This window comes from Lachnoclostridium sp. An131, from assembly GCF_002160825.1.
GTDB lineage: Bacteria > Bacillota > Clostridia > Lachnospirales > Lachnospiraceae > Laedolimicola.
The window spans coordinates 131569-149849 of record NZ_NFLI01000007.1 but is presented as its reverse complement, the minus strand read 5'-3'; the positions used below and the strand labels follow the sequence as shown (position 1 = coordinate 149849).

The 18281-nt window shown below is 51.8% G+C and carries 21 protein-coding genes; 5 read left to right on the top strand and 16 right to left on the bottom strand.

The window, feature by feature from the left end; translation table 11 throughout:
• Window positions 1–3: 3 nt before the first annotated feature.
• Window positions 4–441 carry a prepilin peptidase gene (locus tag B5E77_RS07545; protein WP_143468596.1) on the bottom strand — a complete coding sequence of 146 codons (438 nt, stop codon included), beginning with the start codon at window positions 439–441 and terminating at the stop codon, window positions 4–6.
• A gap of 269 nt (window positions 442–710) precedes the next feature.
• Here B5E77_RS07545 and B5E77_RS07540 point away from each other — a divergent pair, with 269 nt between their 5' ends.
• The gene (locus B5E77_RS07540) at window positions 711–1190 is read left to right on the top strand and encodes an S-ribosylhomocysteine lyase (RefSeq protein ID WP_087164743.1); all 480 of its coding nucleotides are present in this window, start codon (window positions 711–713) and stop codon (window positions 1188–1190) included.
• A gap of 159 nt (window positions 1191–1349) precedes the next feature.
• Here B5E77_RS07540 and B5E77_RS07535 read toward each other — a convergent pair whose 3' ends face one another.
• The 4 genes from B5E77_RS07535 to B5E77_RS07520 all read right to left on the bottom strand — a co-directional run bounded on the left by B5E77_RS07535 (window position 1350) and on the right by B5E77_RS07520 (window position 4493).
• A complete protein-coding gene (locus B5E77_RS07535) occupies window positions 1350–1841 on the bottom strand; it encodes an ureidoglycolate lyase (protein ID WP_087164742.1) in 492 nt (163 codons plus the stop codon).
• Between the two features lie 106 nt (window positions 1842–1947).
• On the bottom strand, window positions 1948–2706 hold the full coding sequence (locus B5E77_RS07530) for an inositol monophosphatase family protein (protein WP_087164741.1): 759 nt from the start codon (window positions 2704–2706) through the stop codon (window positions 1948–1950).
• A complete protein-coding gene (locus B5E77_RS07525) occupies window positions 2697–3290 on the bottom strand; it encodes a YdcF family protein (RefSeq protein WP_087164740.1) in 594 nt (197 codons plus the stop codon). Before B5E77_RS07525 ends, B5E77_RS07530 begins: the two co-directional genes overlap by 10 nt.
• Before the next feature lie 33 nt (window positions 3291–3323).
• A complete protein-coding gene (locus B5E77_RS07520) occupies window positions 3324–4493 on the bottom strand; it encodes an aminotransferase class I/II-fold pyridoxal phosphate-dependent enzyme (RefSeq protein WP_087164739.1) in 1170 nt (389 codons plus the stop codon).
• Between the two features lie 144 nt (window positions 4494–4637).
• On the opposite strand from B5E77_RS07520, the gene B5E77_RS07515 reads away from it, so the two are divergent.
• Both B5E77_RS07515 and B5E77_RS07510 read left to right on the top strand, forming a co-directional pair.
• Window positions 4638–4991, top strand: coding sequence for a DUF1292 domain-containing protein (locus B5E77_RS07515; RefSeq protein WP_087164738.1), 354 nt, complete (start codon window positions 4638–4640; stop codon window positions 4989–4991).
• A gap of 155 nt (window positions 4992–5146) precedes the next feature.
• Window positions 5147–6649, top strand: a complete 1503-nt coding sequence (locus tag B5E77_RS07510; protein ID WP_143468595.1) for an ATP-binding protein — start codon at window positions 5147–5149, stop codon at window positions 6647–6649.
• Here the strand turns inward: B5E77_RS07510 and B5E77_RS16805 are convergent.
• From B5E77_RS16805 to B5E77_RS07475, 8 genes are all read right to left on the bottom strand, one after another.
• On the bottom strand, window positions 6646–6762 hold the full coding sequence (locus B5E77_RS16805) for a LysR family transcriptional regulator (protein ID WP_204248029.1): 117 nt from the start codon (window positions 6760–6762) through the stop codon (window positions 6646–6648). The genes B5E77_RS07510 and B5E77_RS16805 overlap by 4 nt on opposite strands.
• Window positions 6763–6898: 136 nt before the next feature.
• Complete coding sequence (locus B5E77_RS07505; RefSeq protein ID WP_087164736.1) at window positions 6899–8728, bottom strand: ATP-dependent helicase; 1830 nt, start codon at window positions 8726–8728, stop codon at window positions 6899–6901.
• Entirely contained in the window at window positions 8725–9273 is a 549-nt protein-coding gene (locus tag B5E77_RS07500; RefSeq protein WP_087164735.1) for a GNAT family N-acetyltransferase, read from the bottom strand. Before B5E77_RS07500 ends, B5E77_RS07505 begins: the two co-directional genes overlap by 4 nt.
• The gene (gltX, locus tag B5E77_RS07495; protein ID WP_087164734.1) at window positions 9270–10730 is read right to left on the bottom strand and encodes a glutamate--tRNA ligase; all 1461 of its coding nucleotides are present in this window, start codon (window positions 10728–10730) and stop codon (window positions 9270–9272) included. Before gltX ends, B5E77_RS07500 begins: the two co-directional genes overlap by 4 nt.
• Window positions 10731–10923: 193 nt before the next feature.
• A complete protein-coding gene (locus tag B5E77_RS07490; RefSeq protein WP_087164733.1) occupies window positions 10924–11352 on the bottom strand; it encodes an Rrf2 family transcriptional regulator in 429 nt (142 codons plus the stop codon).
• A gap of 43 nt (window positions 11353–11395) precedes the next feature.
• Window positions 11396–12187, bottom strand: a complete 792-nt coding sequence (locus tag B5E77_RS07485; protein ID WP_087164732.1) for a protein-ADP-ribose hydrolase — start codon at window positions 12185–12187, stop codon at window positions 11396–11398.
• On the bottom strand, window positions 12177–13139 hold the full coding sequence (locus B5E77_RS07480) for an SIR2 family NAD-dependent protein deacylase (protein ID WP_442911327.1): 963 nt from the start codon (window positions 13137–13139) through the stop codon (window positions 12177–12179). The genes B5E77_RS07485 and B5E77_RS07480 overlap by 11 nt, the downstream gene beginning before the upstream one ends.
• A 252-nt stretch (window positions 13140–13391) precedes the next feature.
• Window positions 13392–14267, bottom strand: coding sequence for an EamA family transporter (locus tag B5E77_RS07475; RefSeq protein ID WP_087164731.1), 876 nt, complete (start codon window positions 14265–14267; stop codon window positions 13392–13394).
• Between the two features lie 216 nt (window positions 14268–14483).
• Between B5E77_RS07475 and B5E77_RS07470 the strand changes: the two genes are divergently transcribed.
• Window positions 14484–15038 (top strand): TetR/AcrR family transcriptional regulator, encoded by a 555-nt coding sequence (locus tag B5E77_RS07470; RefSeq protein ID WP_087164730.1) that lies wholly within the window; start codon window positions 14484–14486, stop codon window positions 15036–15038.
• Window positions 15039–15070: 32 nt separating this feature from the next.
• Window positions 15071–15748 (top strand): hypothetical protein, encoded by a 678-nt coding sequence (locus B5E77_RS07465; protein WP_087164729.1) that lies wholly within the window; start codon window positions 15071–15073, stop codon window positions 15746–15748.
• A 28-nt stretch (window positions 15749–15776) separates the two neighbouring features.
• Here the strand turns inward: B5E77_RS07465 and B5E77_RS07460 are convergent, their stop codons facing one another.
• The 3 genes from B5E77_RS07460 to rpsB form a co-directional block, all read right to left on the bottom strand.
• Window positions 15777–16340 (bottom strand): tRNA (mnm(5)s(2)U34)-methyltransferase, encoded by a 564-nt coding sequence (locus B5E77_RS07460; RefSeq protein ID WP_087164788.1) that lies wholly within the window; start codon window positions 16338–16340, stop codon window positions 15777–15779.
• Window positions 16341–16481: 141 nt separating this feature from the next.
• Entirely contained in the window at window positions 16482–17423 is a 942-nt protein-coding gene (tsf, locus tag B5E77_RS07455; protein WP_087164728.1) for a translation elongation factor Ts, read from the bottom strand.
• Between the two features lie 42 nt (window positions 17424–17465).
• Entirely contained in the window at window positions 17466–18206 is a 741-nt protein-coding gene (rpsB, locus tag B5E77_RS07450; RefSeq protein WP_162609670.1) for a 30S ribosomal protein S2, read from the bottom strand.
• Window positions 18207–18281 lie beyond the last annotated feature (75 nt).

Genomic DNA, 18281 nt, shown 5'->3' with positions numbered 1-18281 from the left:
CGCTCACAAAAGTAGCCTCTCCAGCAATAGCCCTCCCAGCAGAAACGGAATCAGCGGAAGCGCAGTCCGGCCCTCTTTTTCCATGCCGGCCTTTTGGGCACGTGCCAAAAGAACAAACGATGCTCCCAGGGCAAGCAGCAGGCCGCAGAACAAAATCACCAGCATTCTGTGAGCCCCTGTAAACAGCGCCGCTGTTCCAATAAACTTTATATCCCCCATTCCCAGCCCTCTGCCGGAAAGCCGGGCTGCCAGAAGAAAAAATGCCAGGAGGATCAGGCTTCCTGCCGCAGCCTGCAGAAGCTCCCGGACTGCCTCCGCCCTCCCGGACAGACACAGCTCCTGCAAAAACAGCAGAAGCCGCAGGCAGACACCCACTGCCAGCAGCCGGTTCGGCACCCTCCGAACATGCCAATCCGTCCATGCCGCCGCAAAAAACAGCATTAAAAAAGCGGCTTCCTTCAGTATCCCCGGCAGGATATCCCCGGTAAAATTCAACGCTTCAAAAATATAAAATCCCTTTCTTTCCCTGTTATTATGCTTTTCTTTTGGAAATTCTGTGCAGATCTGCACGGTGAATCAGGCTGAGCCGGAAGCCGCATACGCTCCTTTCTGCATCTTTCGCATTTGACTTCCCTCAGAAATGTGATACACTGTTACTGTTCAGACCGCCCTGAAATCTGCTGTCTGAAAACAACAGGAGGAATGCTTCTATGGAAAAAATAACAAGCTTTACGATCAATCATCTTCTTCTCCAGCCCGGCGTCTATGTTTCACGCAAGGATCCGGTTGGAAATACCGTAGTGACTACCTTTGATCTTCGGCTGACAAGCCCGAACGAGGAGCCTGTCATGAACACAGCCGAGGTTCACGCCATCGAGCACCTGGGCGCGACCTTTCTGCGCAATCATAAGGAATGGGGAGCCAGGGTTCTCTATTTCGGGCCCATGGGCTGCCGCACCGGCTTTTACCTGCTTCTTTCCGGCAGCTGGGAGTCCAGAGACATCGTTCCGCTGATGATAGAAATGTGGGAATTTATCCGGGATTTTGAAGGAGAGATTCCCGGCGCCAGCCCGAAAGACTGCGGCAATTATCTGGATATGAATCTTCCCATGGCAAAATACCTGGCAAAAAAATACCTGGATGAGGTTCTGTATCACATTGCCGGGGACAGGCTGGTATATCCCGATTAGGGCACCACAGATATCGTAAATTTCCCCTGTACTTCTGTGTTTTAGAAAGCAGCTGCAGGCAAAGGAGACGGACTCCGGTTTCAGAAACCCTGGCCGGAAGCCCCTCTCCTTTTTCTTTTTGTCCATTTTTCATGCAGCCTTTGGCTGTTTCCCCCGCCTCTACAGCGTGATCTCAAACTGCTCCTCCGGCTTTAATTCCACGACCGTACAATCGTTCTGGTAAGTACATTCCGGAAGCACAATCAGCGCCTGCAGCTCATCCGCATGGACAGGCAGAGGGCAGAGATGCCAGATAGCCGTATTAATCTTAATCATCGTAAATTTCGGAACCACAAAGGCCTTTGCCAGCTCCGGAACCGGAGCTCCTGCAGAAGCAGGCGCCACATGAACAATCATATCATCGTTCAGAGGCATAATAATTTCCGGTGTCGTCGTGTGGTACTCCACAGAGGTAATCACCATCTTCTCCGGCTTTTTCACCAGGATCGGTGAAAATCCCAGTCTGACCGGATAGGTCTCTGTCAGACGGTCCGGGAAAAACCGGTGCAGCTCTCCCTTCAGCGAATAGCCTTCCGGATCTGCCATCGCATAGAAGGTTCCGAACGGCGCGTACCTCTCATGAGTCAGTTTCTCTGCTTGAATGCTTCTCATTTTCTCACTTCTCCTTTCTCTGTTTTTCATTATAAATGAAAACATGATACCTATTAAAGCTGTTTCTATGATACCACAGCTTTGCGCATATTTCCATGCCCAGTCCCTACAGCAGCTCCAGAAGCTCCCCGTGCAGCTTCCCGTTGCTGGCGAGAATACCGCCCGGCTCCAGCGGATTTACAGGCGAGCCGTCAAAACGCGTGACCTTACCGCCAGCCTCAGACAGAATCAGCATTCCTGCCGCAAAATCCCAGGGCTGCAGTCTCTCTTCGAAATATCCGCCAATGCGGCCGCAGGCTGTATACGCCAGATCCATGGCAGCTGTTCCTGTCCGGCGGATATCCTGGCATTTCAGGAACACACGCTCAAATCTCTGAAAATTCTCATGAGCCAGCTCCTTCTGATAAGGAGCCGTTCCAATCGCTATAATTGTTTCGCTTAAGGTCTCGGCCGGGGCCGCATGGATGCGCTCCCCGTTCCGCCAGCTTCCCTTCCCCTTCTCTGCGTAAAACACCTCTTCCCGGAAGGGATCGTAAATCACTCCCATCACAATCTCTCCCTTTTCATAAAGGCCAAGGGATACGGTACTGTGCTGGTAGTCGTGAATCAGATTCGTGGTCCCGTCCACAGGATCCAGGATCCAGAAGGTATCTCCCGACATTGCGTGCAGCCCTTCCTCTTCCCCGAGAAACTGGATCTCCGGCGCCAGCTCATAAAGCTTTTCAGAAAGAAGCTTCTGAACATTCATGTCCACCTGTGTCACATAATCCGAAGGCCCCTTAACCTTGATATGATCAGCCATATCCCGGTTCTGTATCAGGGGCTTCGCCTGCCTGACCAGTTCTATTACATCTCTTATCTCCATTTTTTCTCCTCCTGCCGCTTCCCGGCGTATTCCCGCAGTATCTCATGGAACTGGCTTCCGCAGCGCTCAAGCTCGCCGAGAACCACATCTATCCTCTGTCCGTCCAGGAACCAGTTTTCCCGGCTGATTCCCCGGGTCACGGTCGGACAGACAAAAAACTCTGTCTCTGGATACAATACCTTATAATAGAGAAGCGCGCGTCTTGCATGGCAGGCCTGGGGACACAGAATCGCACGGCGGATCATAAGACCCAGACGCTCCGTCACCTGCCGGGAATAAATCGCGTTTTCATAGGTATAGGTAGCCTGCCTTTCCTCCAGGATCCGTTCCCGGGGCACGCCCTCCTTCACCAGAATGTCCTTCAGAAAATCCCATTCTGTCTCGTAGTCTGGAATCAGGCACCGCCCAACCGGCTTGCTGTAACGCCCGGACGGAAGAATATAGGGCGCATACCCTTCGCGAAACAGCCTTGCCGCAGTCATGGCAAGGCTCCCCTGGTCCCCGCCAGGGATAAAAATGATATCCGCCTTTTCCGGCGCATCTTCCACAAAAATAAAATCCGTAATATCCTGCACAAAATCCATGCGCCACCTCCGATGCCCTTTCCCGGGCCTTTCTCAGCCCAGAATTCCGCTTTCCTTTATCTTCCGCACCGCTTCCTCAATAACCGGAACCGGATACACCAGCGCCATACGGACATAGCCCTCGCCCAGATCTCCGAAGGCGCTTCCCGGCGTCACGATCACCCCTGTCTTCTCCATCAGATCCAGCACAAATTTCTCGCTGTTCTCATAATTCCTGGGCAAAGGCGCCCACACAAACATCGTGCCCTGGCTGTCCGGCACATTCCAGCCGATGGCACGCAGGCCTCCGCAGAGCGCATGGTTGCGCCTCTCATATTCCCGGCACTGCTCCTGCACCGCCTCCTGTGACCCAGTCAGGGCTGCCACAGCCGCCTTCTGTACCAGAAGAGAGGTGCCGTAATCGATCTGGGAGCGTACCTTACGAAATTCATGGATAATCTCACGGTTTCCTACCGCAAATGAAATCCTGAGTCCCGTCATATTGTAGCTCTTGGAAAGGGAATAAAACTCAATTCCCACCTCCTTCGCTCCCGGATAAGAAAGAAATGATTTTCCTTCCCGCCCTCCGTAGAGAATATCCGAGTAGGCATTGTCATGCAGAACAATAATCTGATATTTCTCTGCAAAGGCGATCAGACTCTCATAGAACGCATCGTCCGCCACAGAGCATACCGGGTTTGCCGGGTAGGATACGATCATAAACCGCGCCTTCCGTGCCGTTTCCTCCGGTATATCCGCAAAATCCGGAAGAAAATTATTTTCTGCATACAGCGGATAGGTCTCGATTGCGGCGCCCACAAGCTCGGGCCCCAGTGAAAATACCGGGTACCCCGGATTCGGAACAAGCACCACATCTCCCGGATCGCAGAGCGCAATCGCGATATGGGCCATGCCCTCCTGAGAGCCGTAAAGCGACATCATCTCATCCTTCTCAAGCCTTACGCCAAACCTCTTCTCGTAAAAGCCCTGTACCGCAGACAGGAGCTCTTCCCTGTCTGACAGAGCGTATTTATAATTTTCCGGATCCATCGCCGCCTTTGCCATCGCCTCCATAATATGGGGCTGCGGCTTGAAATCCGGGGTTCCCACTGAAAAATTGTATACCTTCCGGCCTGCTGCCAGAAGCTCTGCCTTTTTATGATCAAGAATTGAAAAGATTCCCTCCTGGATTCTTTCCGCTCTCTTTGAAAATTGCAGTTCCATTCTTTTTCCTCCTGTAAAAACGCGTTCGCTTTTATTCTAGTACAATTCTTTCTGTTGCGCAATCCTTCTTTTTCTTGCTTTTCCCTTCTGTTTCTGATAGAGTAATATTACATCTATTACTTATTTACCAAAAGGAGAACGATTATGGCAGCAGACAATAAATGCGACACTGCTTCCTGCGGCGGCAACTGTGATACCTGTGACGGAAATATCACCGTTACCCTGACGCTGGACAATGACGAAACCGTAGAATGCGCGATCCTTACGATTTTCCCGGTAAACGGACGCGATTACATCGCTCTTCTCCCCCTCGATGAGAACGGAGAGAACGAAGACGGAGAGGTTTATCTCTACCGCTATGACAACAGCAGCGGCTCCCCCGTTCTGGACAATATCGAGGACGACGAGGAATATGAAGCAGTGGCTGACATGTTTGACCAGATGCTTGACGCCGCTGAGTACGACGAAATGGTCGCAGCAGACGAAGAAGAGAATTAAAGGACACCTGCAGGGAGAAGCTTCCAGCGCAGGCAGAACCATTCTGCCTGCCGGGGCTTCTCTCTTTGATTTCCGCAGCTGGCAGGCCCCAGGCGCGCATTCCCGGCAGCCGCAGCAAAACCTGCCGCAGACGGCTGACGAAAGGAGAATACGGTATGATCGATTTTTCTAATCTGGAAAAATACAGGGAGAATAACCGAATCGAGGCAAAAAAGGCTCTGGGAGGCCTGCCGAAGAGCATCTGGGAAACCTACTCTGCCTTTGCAAATACCCTGGGCGGAATCATCCTTCTGGGAGTGATCGAAGACAAGGATAAGTCTCTCCATCCTGTCAACCTGCCCGATCCCGGACGGCTGATAGAAGAATTCTGGGATTTGATCAACCAGCCCGAAAAGGCAAGCGCAAATATTCTCTCTGATCAGAACGTATCTGTGGAAACCGTCGAAGGCTGCCAGATCATCGCCATCACCGTGCCCCAGGCTCAGCGCTGCGACAGGCCGGTCTTCGTGGACGGAAACCCGCTCACCGGGACTTACCGGCGAAACGGAGAGGGCGATTACCGCTGCACCCGGGAGGAAGTGGAATCCATGCTCCGCGACGCGGTCAGAAAATCCCAGGATATGTCTGTTCTGGAACAGAGGAATCTGAAAGTATTTGATTCCAATACCGTCAGCCGCTACCGTTCCCGCATGATGCTCCGTCATCCCGGGCATATCTGGGAAGATCTCCCGGATGAAGAGTTTCTTTACAAGCTGGGCGCTGTGGGGAAAGGCTCCGACGGCACACTCCATCCTACGGCTGCCGGCCTTCTTATGTTCGGTCTTGAATATGAGATTATCCGGGAATATCCCGATTATTTTCTGGATTATCAGGATTTGACCGCACCGGAAAACGGGCAGAAATACCCTGGACGTCCTCGGCGCATCCTCTCCTCCTCCGGGGACTGGAGCGGAAACCTGCTGGATTTTTATTTTCGTGTCTGCCGTGAACTGCTGTCCAGGGCTGACAAAGGACCGGAAGAAGATATGGCAGACCTTCCTGACCCGGAAAAATTCTCCGTACAGGAGGCTCTGCGCGAAGCTCTGACAAACTGTCTGGTCAATGCAGATTATCACGGGACCAGAGGAATCGTCATCTGCAAAAAAGAGACGGAAATCACCTTTTCCAATCCCGGCAGCTTTCGCATTGCCGTTGACGACGCTCTGGGCGGCGGCATTTCAGATCCCAGAAATCCTGCTCTGTGCCGTATGTTCAACCTGATCGATGTAGGCGAGCGTACCGGCGGCGGTATCCCGAACATTTATCATGTATGGAAGAGACAGGGCTGGCCCGCGCCGGTCATCACCCAGCAGTTTGCTCCCGAAAGGATCACGCTCTCGCTTACGGTCCGCCCCGGACGCCAGACAGACGCCGGCAACACTGCCGCAGACAAAAAAGAACGCAAAAGCGGCGGCAGAAACGCCGCCCGCTCAGCCGTTCAAAAGGCTGTGATTATCGAATATCTGACCGAACATGCCGCTGCCCACACAGGCGAGATCGCCTCTCTTCTGGATACCTCCGCCAGCCATGCCGGGAGACTTCTCTCCCAGATGGAAAAGCAGGGAATCATCAGCAGGGAAGGAAGCGGCAGGACCAGAATCTTCCGTCTGAAATCCTAGCAAATCCTTGCCCTGCCCACATTGGGCTGGGTCGTGTAAAGGCATTCTGCCGCTTTATCAAAGCTGCCTCTGTCGCAGGCAGCCACAATAAATTCAAGCTGTTTTATTTCCATCTGTTTTTTGCCTCTCTTTTTAGTTAGTTTTATCTAACTTTAAGGGAGGCTGACCTTCTGACAAGTGGATTTTCTTTTCTTCTCTTCCCGTCTCCGGCTGCGGGTCTTCCTCCCGCTTTCACCAGAAAAGGAACTGCTATTCCAGCAGTTCCTCCACAAAACGGCTTATCTCGGCTTTCTTTCCGTACAGCTTTTTTACGGAAAAGATGTACAGAAGCTCCTTTGCTCTCGTCATCGCCACATAGAAAAGGCGGCGCTCTTCCTCCATGTCCTCCTCAAAAATCACCCGCCTGTGAGGCGTGATTCCTTCGTTCGCATCAATGATAAAGACAATCCGGTATTCCAGGCCCTTGCTGCTGTGCATGGTGGAAAGGGATACGCTGTCCTTATTCTGCTCCCGTTCCCTGGCCTGCTTTGCCAGCTCTTCCCGGACGCGGGCAATATGCGCTTCCCAGTCCGCCAGCGTGGAAAAGCCCTTCGCCAGCTCTGCCAGCTCATCCAGTATTGCAGACAGCTCCTCCGGATTCCGCCCCCGGTACTCTGCGTATTCCTTCAGATAGCCCTCATAACCGATGATATGCCGGATATAGTGAAGGGCCCCGGAAGGAGAAAGCCTTCCGGCCAGCTTCAGATCCTTTTGCAGCTTCTCAATCCGCTCGCAGACCCAGGGCTTATCGTCATACCAGGTCAGAAGGGCCTCCCAGGAAATCTCCTCGCTCTCCAGGCATTCCCGCCCGATATAGCGCTTCGGCCGGTTCATGATCTGCAGGAAATCGCTGCGCTTTAAGCTTCCCTTGGACATACGAAGATAGGTAAAGATGTCCCGGACAATCCAGTGATCATACAGATTCGGCAGACTGTCCCGCATCCGGAAGGGAATGCCCTCGGCGATCAACTCCTCCACCAGCTTCCGGGGCTGGGTATTGGTCCGGAACAGCACGGCGATATCCCCATAGGAGCCGCCCTTCTCCCGCCAAAGCCTGATTTTGTCGATCACACAGGCGTACTCCTCCTCCTGATTTTTAAAGAGGTGGGTGAGAATCGCCGGCCCACGATCCTTTTGTGCACGGATATCCTTCGGAAACCGTTCCTTATTGTTCGCGATCACCCGGCCCGCTCCCTCCACAATCGCCCCTGTACAGCGGTAGTTCGTATCCAGAAGCACCCGTTTCGCCGCAGGATAATCCTCCTCAAAATGCAGCATAATCTGGGGCTTTGCTCCCCGGAACCGGTAGATAGACTGGTCGTCGTCCCCCACGATAAACAGATTGTCCTCCGGTGCCGCCAGCATCCGGACAATATCATACTGAAGCTGGTTGATATCCTGAAATTCATCCACCAGAATATACCGGAATTTTTTCTGCCAGGCCCTTAAGATATCCGGGCGTTCCTTCAGAAGCTCATAGCAGTAGCCCAGCATATCGTCAAAATCGATTTTTCCGCTTCTGCGCAGACGGTTGTCGTACTCGTTGAAAATCGCGCGGAAGCTTTTGGAATCACAGGATGTGGCCTTATACGCCTGCAGATCCGGCCGCTCATTTTTTACCCGGCTGATCTCAGAGGATATGCTGGAGAGCAGTTCCGCCTCATCATCCGGCTCCAGCTTCTGCCGGAACACCGCATCCTTAAGGAACCTGTATTTTTCTTCTTCCCGGAGGATATTTTCAGAGCGGTAGCCGTAAGCCAGCTTCAGGATCTGAAAAAAGACCGCATGGAACGTACCGAAGGACACCGCTGTGCTTTCGCTTCCTGTCATGCGGAGATACCGCTCCTTCATTTCACGGGCGGCAGCTCTTGTAAAGGTTATAACCAGAATTTCTCCGGGGTTGATGCGACAGACCTCTGTCAGATACCGGACCCGCCAGGTCAGAACGAGCGTCTTTCCTGAGCCCGGGCCGGCCAGCACCAGCATGGGGCCGTCTCTGTGGGTGACGGCCCGCTGCTGTACTTCAGATAATTGGCTCATACATTCATTTCCTCTGCCCAGATTACCTTTTCCGGATGCTCCTTATGTTCTCCGAGAAACAGCTGCATCCAGGTTACATCCAGCCATCTTCCCTGCTTGTATCCGGCCTTCTCAAAGACTGCGAAGTTCTGAAAGCCAAGCTTCTCATGGAAGGCAAGGCTTTTTTCATTTTCCGAGGTGATGACCGCATAAAGATTCAGCACGTGCATCTCCCGAAGCCGGGCAAACAGCGACTCATACAGCTTTTTTCCCACGCCCATTCCGCGCTTTTCCCTGTCTACGTAGATGGAAACCTCCGCACACCAGTCATAGGCCGGGCGGATCATATAGGTGTCGGCGTAAGCATAGCCGATGATCTGTCCATCCTCCTCGCAGACCAGATACGGGTAGCGCTTTCGGATTTTCTCCATACGGGATGTAAATTCATTCAGGGAGGGAACCTCATACTCGAAGGTAATCGTGGTGTCCGTCACATACGGACGATAGATTGCAAGAAGCCGGGAGGCGTCCGAAGGGGACGCTTCCCGGATAATCAGATCGTTCATTCTTTCGCATTCTCCAGCTTTTCAATCGCTGCGCGAAGGCGCTTCAGGGACTCCTCTTTTCCCAGCACCTCCATCATCTCGGAAGCGCCGCAGGGCGTCGTCTGCTTGCCCGACATGGCAATCCGGATGGGCCAGAGCACCTGGCCGTTCTTGCAGCCCTTCTCCTTTACACACTCCAGAAGGCAGTTGTAAAGGGCGTCGTTACTGTAATCCTCCTGCTTCTCCAGCACTGGAAGCAGCTCCTTTAACACCTCAAGAGAGGATTCCTCCGTCGTCTTCATCTTTTTATGAGCATAGATCGCACAGTCATACTCCGGAACCTTCTCAAAGCAGTCTATCATTCCTTCAATATCCGGAAATACCTCGATCCTGGTCTTTACCATTTCCGCAAGCTTTCTCGGATCACAGTCTCTCGCAACGACCCTTTTGATATAAGGAAGGGCCATCTCATAAAAACGGTCAAAATCCATCGCCTTGATGTACTCACCGTTCATCCATTTCAGCTTCGTATAGTCGAACACGGACGGAGCCTTGCTGATATGCCGGTAATCAAAGGCCTCCACCAGCTCCGGCAGGCTGTAAATCTCTCTGTCCTCCTCCGGGCTCCAGCCCAGCAGCGCCACAAAATTTACGATCGTCTCCGGCAGAAAGCCCTGCTCAATCAGATCCTCAAAGGAGGAATGACCGCAGCGCTTGGAGAGCTTCTTGTGATTCTCGTCTGTAATCAGCGGGCAGTGGATATAGACCGGAACCTCCCAGCCAAAGGCCTCATAGAGGCGGTTGTACTTCGGAGACGAGGAGAGATACTCATTTCCCCGGACCACATGGGTGATTCCCATCAGATGGTCGTCCACTACATTCGCAAAATTGTAGGTGGGATATCCGTCGGACTTGATCAGAATCATGTCGTCCAGCTCTGCGTTGTCCACCGTGATATCGCCGTAAATCTCATCGTGGAAGGTCGTCGTTCCTGTGGTAGGATTATTCTGCCGGATGACATAGGGCACACCCGCAGCCAGCTTCTCTTCTATCTCTTCCTTGCTCAGATGCAGGCAGTGCTTGTCGTACATGACGATCTCCTTGCCTGCCACCTCTGTCTTCAGGGACTCCAGCCGCTCCTTGTCGCAGAAGCAGTAATAGGCCTCTCCCTTGTCAATCAGCTGCTTTGCGTATTTCAGGTAAATTCCTGCCGCCTGGCGCTCGCTCTGGATATAAGGGCCCACGCCGCCATCCTTATCCGGACCTTCGTCATGCTCCAGCCCGGCCTCCTTAAGCGTGCGGTAAATGATATCCACAGCGCCGTCCATATAGCGCTCCTGATCGGTATCCTCGATGCGCAGGAGGAACTTTCCTCCCTCATGCTTTGCAATCAGATATGCGTACAGCGCCGTTCTTAAGTTGCCCACGTGCATTCTGCCTGTGGGGCTCGGCGCAAATCTCGTTCTTACTTCAGCCATGTCTTTTCACCCCTGTTATTCTTTCGCTCAGGCGCAGATTTGCAAGCCGCAGGATCGCCTAAAGAGTCTCCCGAATCTACACCTTCTGCCTAGCCATTATATAACAAAGGCCAAGCCTTTACAAGCCTTTTTCCTCAGACCTTTTTTGTCCGCGCAGGCCTTTTCCATTGTGTTGTCAAAAAAAACGCCTGTTTTATAAGCAGCGTTCCAGATCCGCCATGAGGTCCGCCAGCGTGACTGCCTGAAGCTCCCACTCCATCGCCTCCTGCGCCCGCAGAAGCTTATCATCAAGAATGTTGTGAATATTCCTGCCTACCGGACAGCTCATATTCGGGTTTTCATGGAAATGAAACAGAGCCTTTTCCTCAACACAGTCCACGGCCCGGTATACATCCAGAAGAGTGATTTCCTGAAGCGGCTTTGCGGGGGCCGCTCCTCCGGTTCCCCTCCTTACCTCAACGATCCCAGCGTCCCTAAGCTGGGACAGAATTCTCCGGATAATCACTGGATTTACGTTAATGCTGGAAGCCAGAAACTCACTGGTTACCTTATACTCTCCTTTGAATGCCTCCATGCAGGCCAGCATATGAATGGCAATTGTAAATCTGCTTGAAATCTGCATAGCCGTACCCTCTCTGTTTTTTCCGCGATTCTTTTTTAATTATTTACTGCTCCAGCAGCTTCTGGTAAATCTCGAAATCTCTGTCTGTAAAGACGTTAAAAATCACCTTCTGCACAGAGCTCTTTCTCTCCAGAAAACGGGTTACGGCTTCTACCGCGATTTCTGCCGCCTTCTCCTGCGGGAAATGAAAAACTCCTGTGGAAATGCAGCAGAAAGCCACAGATTTCACGTTATTTTCGGCTGCGAGCTCCAGACAGGAACGGTAACAGTCTGACAAAAGCACACAGTCCTTTTCCCTCAAGGGTCCAGAGATAATCGGACCTACTGTGTGCAGCACATAACTGCTTGGAAGATTATAGGCGGGCGTAATCTTTGCCTTTCCTGTCTCCTCCTCATGTCCCTGCGCTTCCATCAGCTCATTGCACCGGATTCGCAGCTGAACGCCGGAAAGCGAGTGAACAATGTTGTCGATACAGGAATGACAGGGCTGCCAGCAGCCAAGAAGAGCGCTGTTTGCCGCATTCACAATGGCGCCGCAGCGAAGTCTTGTGATATCTCCCTGCCAGAGAGATAGTCTGTTGTCCTTCCGGACAGGGGGCAGCTCCTCTCCATCTACAATTCCTCTTCTTCGAATCATTTCAGACAGATATTCATCCTGCACCTTCAGAAATTCGCCGGAGGCCGGATAAGGCGGCCTCACATTAAATAAGGAACGCAGGAGCCTCCACTGAGCTTCCTCGCCCTCCGGGATCGAAATTCCCCGGTACTGAGGCATCTCCCGCTGAAGCTCACGGATCAGCCAGATTCTTCTTTCTTCCTGACTCTTATCCCTCATCTTTTACGCACCTGCCTTTTACCTGGATATCTTCAATGCCTCTGGCAATATCTGCACCGATTCCTATTGCCCGTTTTCCGAAGCTTTCTGGCACGGCCGCTTCATCCAGATTCAGGCGTACCAGCGTCCAGTCTTTATTTTCCCTCATCATCTGCTCGAACGGGAAACGAATAATCGCCGGGGTATTAAAGCCTACACCCAGCTCCAGCAGAAGCACCCGTTCCCGTCTGTGCCCTTTTAAAAACGCTTCATATCGGGCCGCCGCCTCATTCCAGCGCTCATCCTCTACGAAATACGGATCGCAGCGCAGATGCATGGCCATCCTTCCGCCGCAGACCGGACAGCGGGGGACAAGCTCTGTGGGAACCAGGCAGTCCTTTCTTTCCAGATTCATCCGGTAAAACAGAGCGGTTCCGTCATATACCCTGTCATGGCAGCCCCTGGAGCACTGGATTTCCCCATAATCTCCCTGGGTCGCAAAGATGTCCTCATCGACAAACCCGGCTTTCCAGAACTGGTGATCCACATTGGTTGTCAGGACAAAATGCGGCTTCTCCTTCACAAGTTCATAGACTGTCCGATAAAGCGGAAGGCCTTTGGGCTCTACCCGGTTCAGCCAGGCATGCTTTGACCAGTATCCCCACCTCGCTTCCTCTGACGGGAAAGGATAAAAGCCCGCGCTATACATATCTGTCATGTAAGCAGAACCGTATTTTTCAATAAATTCTCCAAAATTATCGGTAAACCTCTTCCCTCCGTAGCTCAGCCCTGCTGCCGTAGAAAGTCCTGCTCCTGCTCCGATGAGCACCGCGTCCGCCTGGTTCAAAAGCCGGGCCGCCTCCTCTATCTGCTGTCTGTAAGGCGTCGTCTGAAACACATAGTCCCCTGCGGACACGCCGCTCAGAAGCTGTGTGAAATCTATTTTTCCGGTTTTCTTTTCTCTGTCTAACAGCTGTACTGCCATGATTTCCGCCCTTCCTTCTTTATTTCCTCTTTCTGTGAAAATTTTTTTGAGGCAGAAGCATCCGCTCCTGTACCTGTGGATATCTCAGCTGAAAATTATTGTTTTCCTGCTTTCTTCCTTCGTAGTTGTAATTATTTAAGTTACATCTTGTATCATTAAAATACCATATCTCAAATGTAATGTCAATAGTTACATCAAAGCGCTTGTTTCGTTTCCATATTTAACCAGTTTCCTTTTTTACTATAGCAACGCTATCGCTACCGTCCCTGCCGTCAGGAGCGTCAGCCCGGCCGCTGCCCTTCTGCTGAGCTTCTCCCCAAACACAAAATAGGAGAATGCCACGGTAACCAGAACGCTCAACTTATCTACAGGCACCACAACGCTGGCCGGCCCATCCTGAAGAGCACGGTAATAGCACAGCCAGGAAGTTCCTGTCGCCACGCCTGAAAGGCAGATAAAAAGCAGCTCCCTGCGTGGAATTTTCCAGATCCCGCCGCTCTTTTTCTGGACTGCCGCCATCAGCCAGGCCATAAGCAGCACCACACAGGTTCTGATGGCAGTTCCCAGGTTAGATTCCACTCCGGAAATGCCAAGCTTTCCAAGGATCGCGGTCAGGCTCGCAAAAAACGCGGATCCTGCCGCATAGAGAAACCAGTTGTTTTTCCCTTTTTTCTCATTCTCCCCAGACGCGCTCACATCCTTTTTCTCAATCATCAGAAAGATTCCTGCCGCAATGACGGCGACAGCTACAGCCTTTGGCAGGGAAATCCCTTCCCTAAGGAAGATAAGGGCCAGCACAATCGTAAGAACCGTGCTGGACTTATCGACAGGAACCACCTTATTTACATCCCCAATCTGAAGCGCCTTAAAATAACACAGCCAGGAAGCTCCCGTAGCGGCCCCGGACAAGATCAGAGGCAGCAGCGCGCTGCCATCAAGTGTTTCCAGCTGTCCCCAGGAGCCGGCCACCAGTACCATAATCCAGGAAAATATCAAAACCACCACCGTACGTACCGCCGTTGCCACAATCGAATCTGTGCTTCTTATTCCGCATTTTGCCAGGATCGAGGTAACACCGGCGAAAAAGGCAGAGCCTGCCGCATAAAGCAGCCACATACCAAATTTCCTCCTTCTATTCTCTTATTTTCATGCTTTATTTTTTCCAGCATAAGCTTTTGTATCCGTAATGATTTCCCCTCCATCATATCTGTGATGGCAAAGCTCTCGGATCAAGGCCTGTCAAATCATTTTTCCTCCGCCTTCCATACTTGACATTCAGAAGCAGAGATATTATAATGAACACTGTTCAGTTTGAAGAGGAGGTGTTTTTTCTTGAACACGATTGTGACTTCCAAAGAAGCGATCCTGGAGGTAAGCAGGCAGATGATCCGGGAGCAGGGAGCTGCAGAAATCAGCATCCGGAGCGTGGCTGCCGCCTGCGGCGTCTCTGTCGGCTCTATCTACAACTATTTTGACTCCAAAAACGACCTGATCACCGCTGCTGTCGAGAGCGTTTGGAGCGAAATTTTCCATGCTTCAGGGCAGGAAAATTTCGAACATTTTTCTGATTGTGTGGAATGGATTTTCGACAGAATAAAAAAGGGCGCTGAAACCTATCCCGGCTTCTTTACCCTGCATTCTATGGCATTCTTCGGCAAGGACAGGGATAATGGCCGGATTCTGATGGAAAAGGCCTGGAGCCATATGCAGGGCAGCCTTCTTCACATCCTGCTTAAGGACAGGGACATACGGCCGGATGCCTTTGAGGGGGCTCTGAGTCCGGAAGGCTTTGTGGAAATTTTATTTTCACTGGTGCTTTCATCCCTCATTCGCCAGAATTATGAAAGCGGCGCAATTCTTGAAATGCTTCGAAAGCTTCTTTACTGACAAAAAACCTTATAAACAGGAGGAAAACAGCCATGCAGGCAGTTGCAGAAACATTATTTGACGCAGTTTATCTGATCACTGTGATCACTCTCGGCATTCGAATGATTCGGAAATGCCAGGGTCAGAAGCAATTCCGTCTTTTCGGTGTGATGGCCATCGTATTGGGCGCTGGAGACGCCTTTCATCTGATTCCGCGCGCAGTAGCTCTGTGTACCACTGGCCTGGAAAGCTATACAGCCTTGCTGGGCGCCGGAAAACTGATTACCTCCATTACCATGACGGTGTTCTATATTCTTCTTTATTATGTATGGAGACTGCGCTATGACATTCATGGAAAAAATGGAATTACGGCAGCCGTATATCTGCTTGCCGCCATCCGCATCGCTCTGTGCCTGTTCCCGCAGAACCAGTGGCTGAGCGCAGAAGCGCCTCTAAGCTGGGGAATCTACCGCAATATTCCTTTCGCTCTGCTTGGACTTCTGATCATCGTCCTGTTCTTTCAGAAGGCAGGAGAATCAAAAGACCAGGCTTTCCGCTGGATGTGGCTGACCATCGTCCTGAGCTTCGCCTTTTATATTCCCGTAGTGCTCTGGGCAGATACCGTCCCACTGATCGGTATGCTTATGATTCCGAAAACCTGCGCTTATGTATGGACAGTTCTGATTGGCTGCTCTTCGATGGCTCATCAGGCATATCCGATGCAAGCATAGCATCTCCTTCCATTGCGCAAGCCCTCTCTCAGCTTTTAAAAATAAACACCGGCAGCGGCGGACAGTTCCTGCGGTTATAGTATTCATTTACAATCACCGTATATTTCCCGGAAGGCAGCTCTTTCAGACAGGCCAGCAGCTTCTCCTTTTCCTCAAAGCCTGTCTCCCCGCCGCTGTAGAGACACAGGCTCATCATTCCGCCGCGCTTCAGAATTTCCAGTCCCTTTTGCACCGCTGCCAGGCTCGTCTCCGGCCTGGTTGCAATCTGATGATCGCCGCCCGGGAGGTAGCCGAAATTAAAGCAGACCACATCTGCGCTCTCCGGCTCCAGATAATGATCCATGTTTTCATGCCCATCCTGTATCAACTGAACTCTGCCGTCATACCCGTGTTCCGCCAGCAGAGCCTTTGTATTCCTCAAAGCTTGTTCCTGGACATCAAAAGCCCACACACTCCCCTTTTTCCCTGCCAGTTCACATAAAAGCAGGGTGTCATGCCCATTTCCCATCGTGCCGTCTATATATGTCCCGCCTTCTACGGCCTGTGAGCGAATCATGAAATGACACCACTCTGTAATCTGAGACTGTCTCATTTTTCCTCCTTTCTCTCGTCCATTCGCAGCAGAGACGAAAAGCTCTCCCTGCAGGCTTTCATTCACGAGTAAAAAAAGGACCGCTGCAGGGATATTCCCCGCAGCGGTTCCTTCCATTCCTTATCACGCCCGGCAAATTGCTTATTTGCCAGCCATCTGCTTCGCAACTTCCTCTGCGAAGTTCTCTTCCTTCTTCTCCAGACCCTCGCCAGTCTCGAAACGTACAAAGCCCTTGATGGTAATCTTTGCGTTGTTCTCCTTGGCTACCTGCTCTACGTACTTGCCTACGGACTGCTTTCCGTCCTCGGCCTTTACGTATACCTGGTCAAGCAGGCAGATCTCCTTGAGCTCCTTGTTGATACGGCCCTGAATCATGCCCTGGATTACCTTCTCCGGCTTCTGGGACTCCTTCGGGTCGTTCTGGATCTGAGCCAGAAGGATTGCCTTCTCCTTCTCAATGTACTCCGGCTCTACCTCAGCGTCGCTGGTGTACAGCGGCTTTAAGGCTGCAGCCTGCATAGCCACGTTCTTTGCCATCTCTTTTACAGCGTCGTTCACTACATCTGTCTCAACGTCTACCAGTACGCCGATCTTACCGCCTGCATGGATGTAGGAAGCAACGAAACCATTCTGCTCCTCCATCTGACGGAAACGACGGATATTCATGTTCTCACCGATCACTGCGATCTGAGAAGCCAGAGCCTCTTTTACAGTCAGAGTCGTATCCTTCTCCCAGGTCTCAGCCAGGAAAGCGTCGATATCAGCCGCTGTGGTCTTTAATGCCTGAGCAGCTACGTCTGCTACGTAAGAACGGAATTTCTCATTCTTTGCAACGAAGTCAGTCTCCGCATTTACCTCTACGGCAACTGCCTTGTGTCCGTCCTCTGTCACGCAGATATCTACGATACCCTCAGCTGCGATACGACCTGCCTTCTTCTGTGCGCTGGCAAGTCCTTTTTCTCTCAGCCAGTCTACAGCTGCTTCCATATTTCCCTCGGTAGCGGTCAGGGCCTTCTTGCAGTCCATCATTCCGGCACCGGTCATCTCTCTTAACTCTTTTACCATTCCTGCTGTGATTGCCATTTTTCGTTCCTCCAAATTATTTCTTTGCGCCGAATCCGCTGCTTACTCTTCTACAGCAGCCTCTTCGGTCTCCTCGTAAGCTTCCTCTACTTCCTCAGCTGCGCCCTGGTTTGCCTCAACTACGGCGTCTGCCATGGTGGAAACGATCAGCTTTACGGCACGGATAGCGTCGTCGTTGCCCGGGATCACATAATCCAGCTCCTCCGGATCACAGTTGGTATCAGCAATTCCGATCAGCGGAATTCCCAGTGTATGTGCTTCCTGTACGCAGATTCTCTCCTTCTTCGGGTCTACTACGAAGATGGCATCCGGAACCTTCTTCATATCCTTGATTCCGCCCAGGTTCTTCTCAAGCTTCTCCCACTCCTTCTTCAGTGCGATAACTTCCTTCTTGGGCAGTACATCAAAGGTTCCGTCCTCGGACATCTTCTCGATTGCTTTCAGACGTGCGATTCTGCTCTGGATGGTCTTGAAGTTGGTCAGCATTCCGCCGAGCCATCTCTCATTTACGTAGAACATGCCGCAGCGCTCTGCCTCTGTCTTGATAGCATCCTGAGCCTGCTTCTTGGTTCCTACGAACAGGATGGTTCCGCCCTGTGCCGCGATATCAAATACAGCCTTGTATGCAGTGTCTACCATTCCTACAGACTTCTGCAGGTCGATGATGTAGATACCGTTGCGCTCGGTATAGATGTAGGGAGCCATCTTGGGGTTCCAGCGTCTTGTCTGATGTCCGAAATGAACACCTGCTTCCAGTAACTGCTTCATTGAAATTACACTCATGTTTCTTTCCTCCATTTGGTTGTTCTTCCGCAGGCTTCCGCACCGTGAAATACCAGAGCTCCGCACTGGCACCGT

Excerpts from the sequence above, each read along its gene's own strand:
- B5E77_RS07545 (WP_143468596.1), bottom strand. The coding sequence starts at position 441 with ATGCTGTTTTTTGCGGCGGCATGGACGGATTGGCATGTTCGGAGGGTG.
- B5E77_RS07540 (WP_087164743.1), top strand. The coding sequence starts at position 711 with ATGGAAAAAATAACAAGCTTTACGATCAATCATCTTCTTCTCCAGCCC.
- B5E77_RS07535 (WP_087164742.1), bottom strand. The coding sequence starts at position 1,841 with ATGAGAAGCATTCAAGCAGAGAAACTGACTCATGAGAGGTACGCGCCG.
- B5E77_RS07530 (WP_087164741.1), bottom strand. The coding sequence starts at position 2,706 with ATGGAGATAAGAGATGTAATAGAACTGGTCAGGCAGGCGAAGCCCCTG.
- B5E77_RS07525 (WP_087164740.1), bottom strand. The coding sequence starts at position 3,290 with ATGGATTTTGTGCAGGATATTACGGATTTTATTTTTGTGGAAGATGCG.
- B5E77_RS07520 (WP_087164739.1), bottom strand. The coding sequence starts at position 4,493 with ATGGAACTGCAATTTTCAAAGAGAGCGGAAAGAATCCAGGAGGGAATC.
- B5E77_RS07515 (WP_087164738.1), top strand. The coding sequence starts at position 4,638 with ATGGCAGCAGACAATAAATGCGACACTGCTTCCTGCGGCGGCAACTGT.
- B5E77_RS07510 (WP_143468595.1), top strand. The coding sequence starts at position 5,147 with ATGATCGATTTTTCTAATCTGGAAAAATACAGGGAGAATAACCGAATC.
- B5E77_RS16805 (WP_204248029.1), bottom strand. The coding sequence starts at position 6,762 with ATGGAAATAAAACAGCTTGAATTTATTGTGGCTGCCTGCGACAGAGGC.
- B5E77_RS07505 (WP_087164736.1), bottom strand. The coding sequence starts at position 8,728 with ATGAGCCAATTATCTGAAGTACAGCAGCGGGCCGTCACCCACAGAGAC.
- B5E77_RS07500 (WP_087164735.1), bottom strand. The coding sequence starts at position 9,273 with ATGAACGATCTGATTATCCGGGAAGCGTCCCCTTCGGACGCCTCCCGG.
- gltX (WP_087164734.1), bottom strand. The coding sequence starts at position 10,730 with ATGGCTGAAGTAAGAACGAGATTTGCGCCGAGCCCCACAGGCAGAATG.
- B5E77_RS07490 (WP_087164733.1), bottom strand. The coding sequence starts at position 11,352 with ATGCAGATTTCAAGCAGATTTACAATTGCCATTCATATGCTGGCCTGC.
- B5E77_RS07485 (WP_087164732.1), bottom strand. The coding sequence starts at position 12,187 with ATGAGGGATAAGAGTCAGGAAGAAAGAAGAATCTGGCTGATCCGTGAG.
- B5E77_RS07475 (WP_087164731.1), bottom strand. The coding sequence starts at position 14,267 with ATGTGGCTGCTTTATGCGGCAGGCTCTGCCTTTTTCGCCGGTGTTACC.
- B5E77_RS07465 (WP_087164729.1), top strand. The coding sequence starts at position 15,071 with ATGCAGGCAGTTGCAGAAACATTATTTGACGCAGTTTATCTGATCACT.
- B5E77_RS07460 (WP_087164788.1), bottom strand. The coding sequence starts at position 16,340 with ATGAGACAGTCTCAGATTACAGAGTGGTGTCATTTCATGATTCGCTCA.
- tsf (WP_087164728.1), bottom strand. The coding sequence starts at position 17,423 with ATGGCAATCACAGCAGGAATGGTAAAAGAGTTAAGAGAGATGACCGGT.
- rpsB (WP_162609670.1), bottom strand. The coding sequence starts at position 18,206 with ATGAGTGTAATTTCAATGAAGCAGTTACTGGAAGCAGGTGTTCATTTC.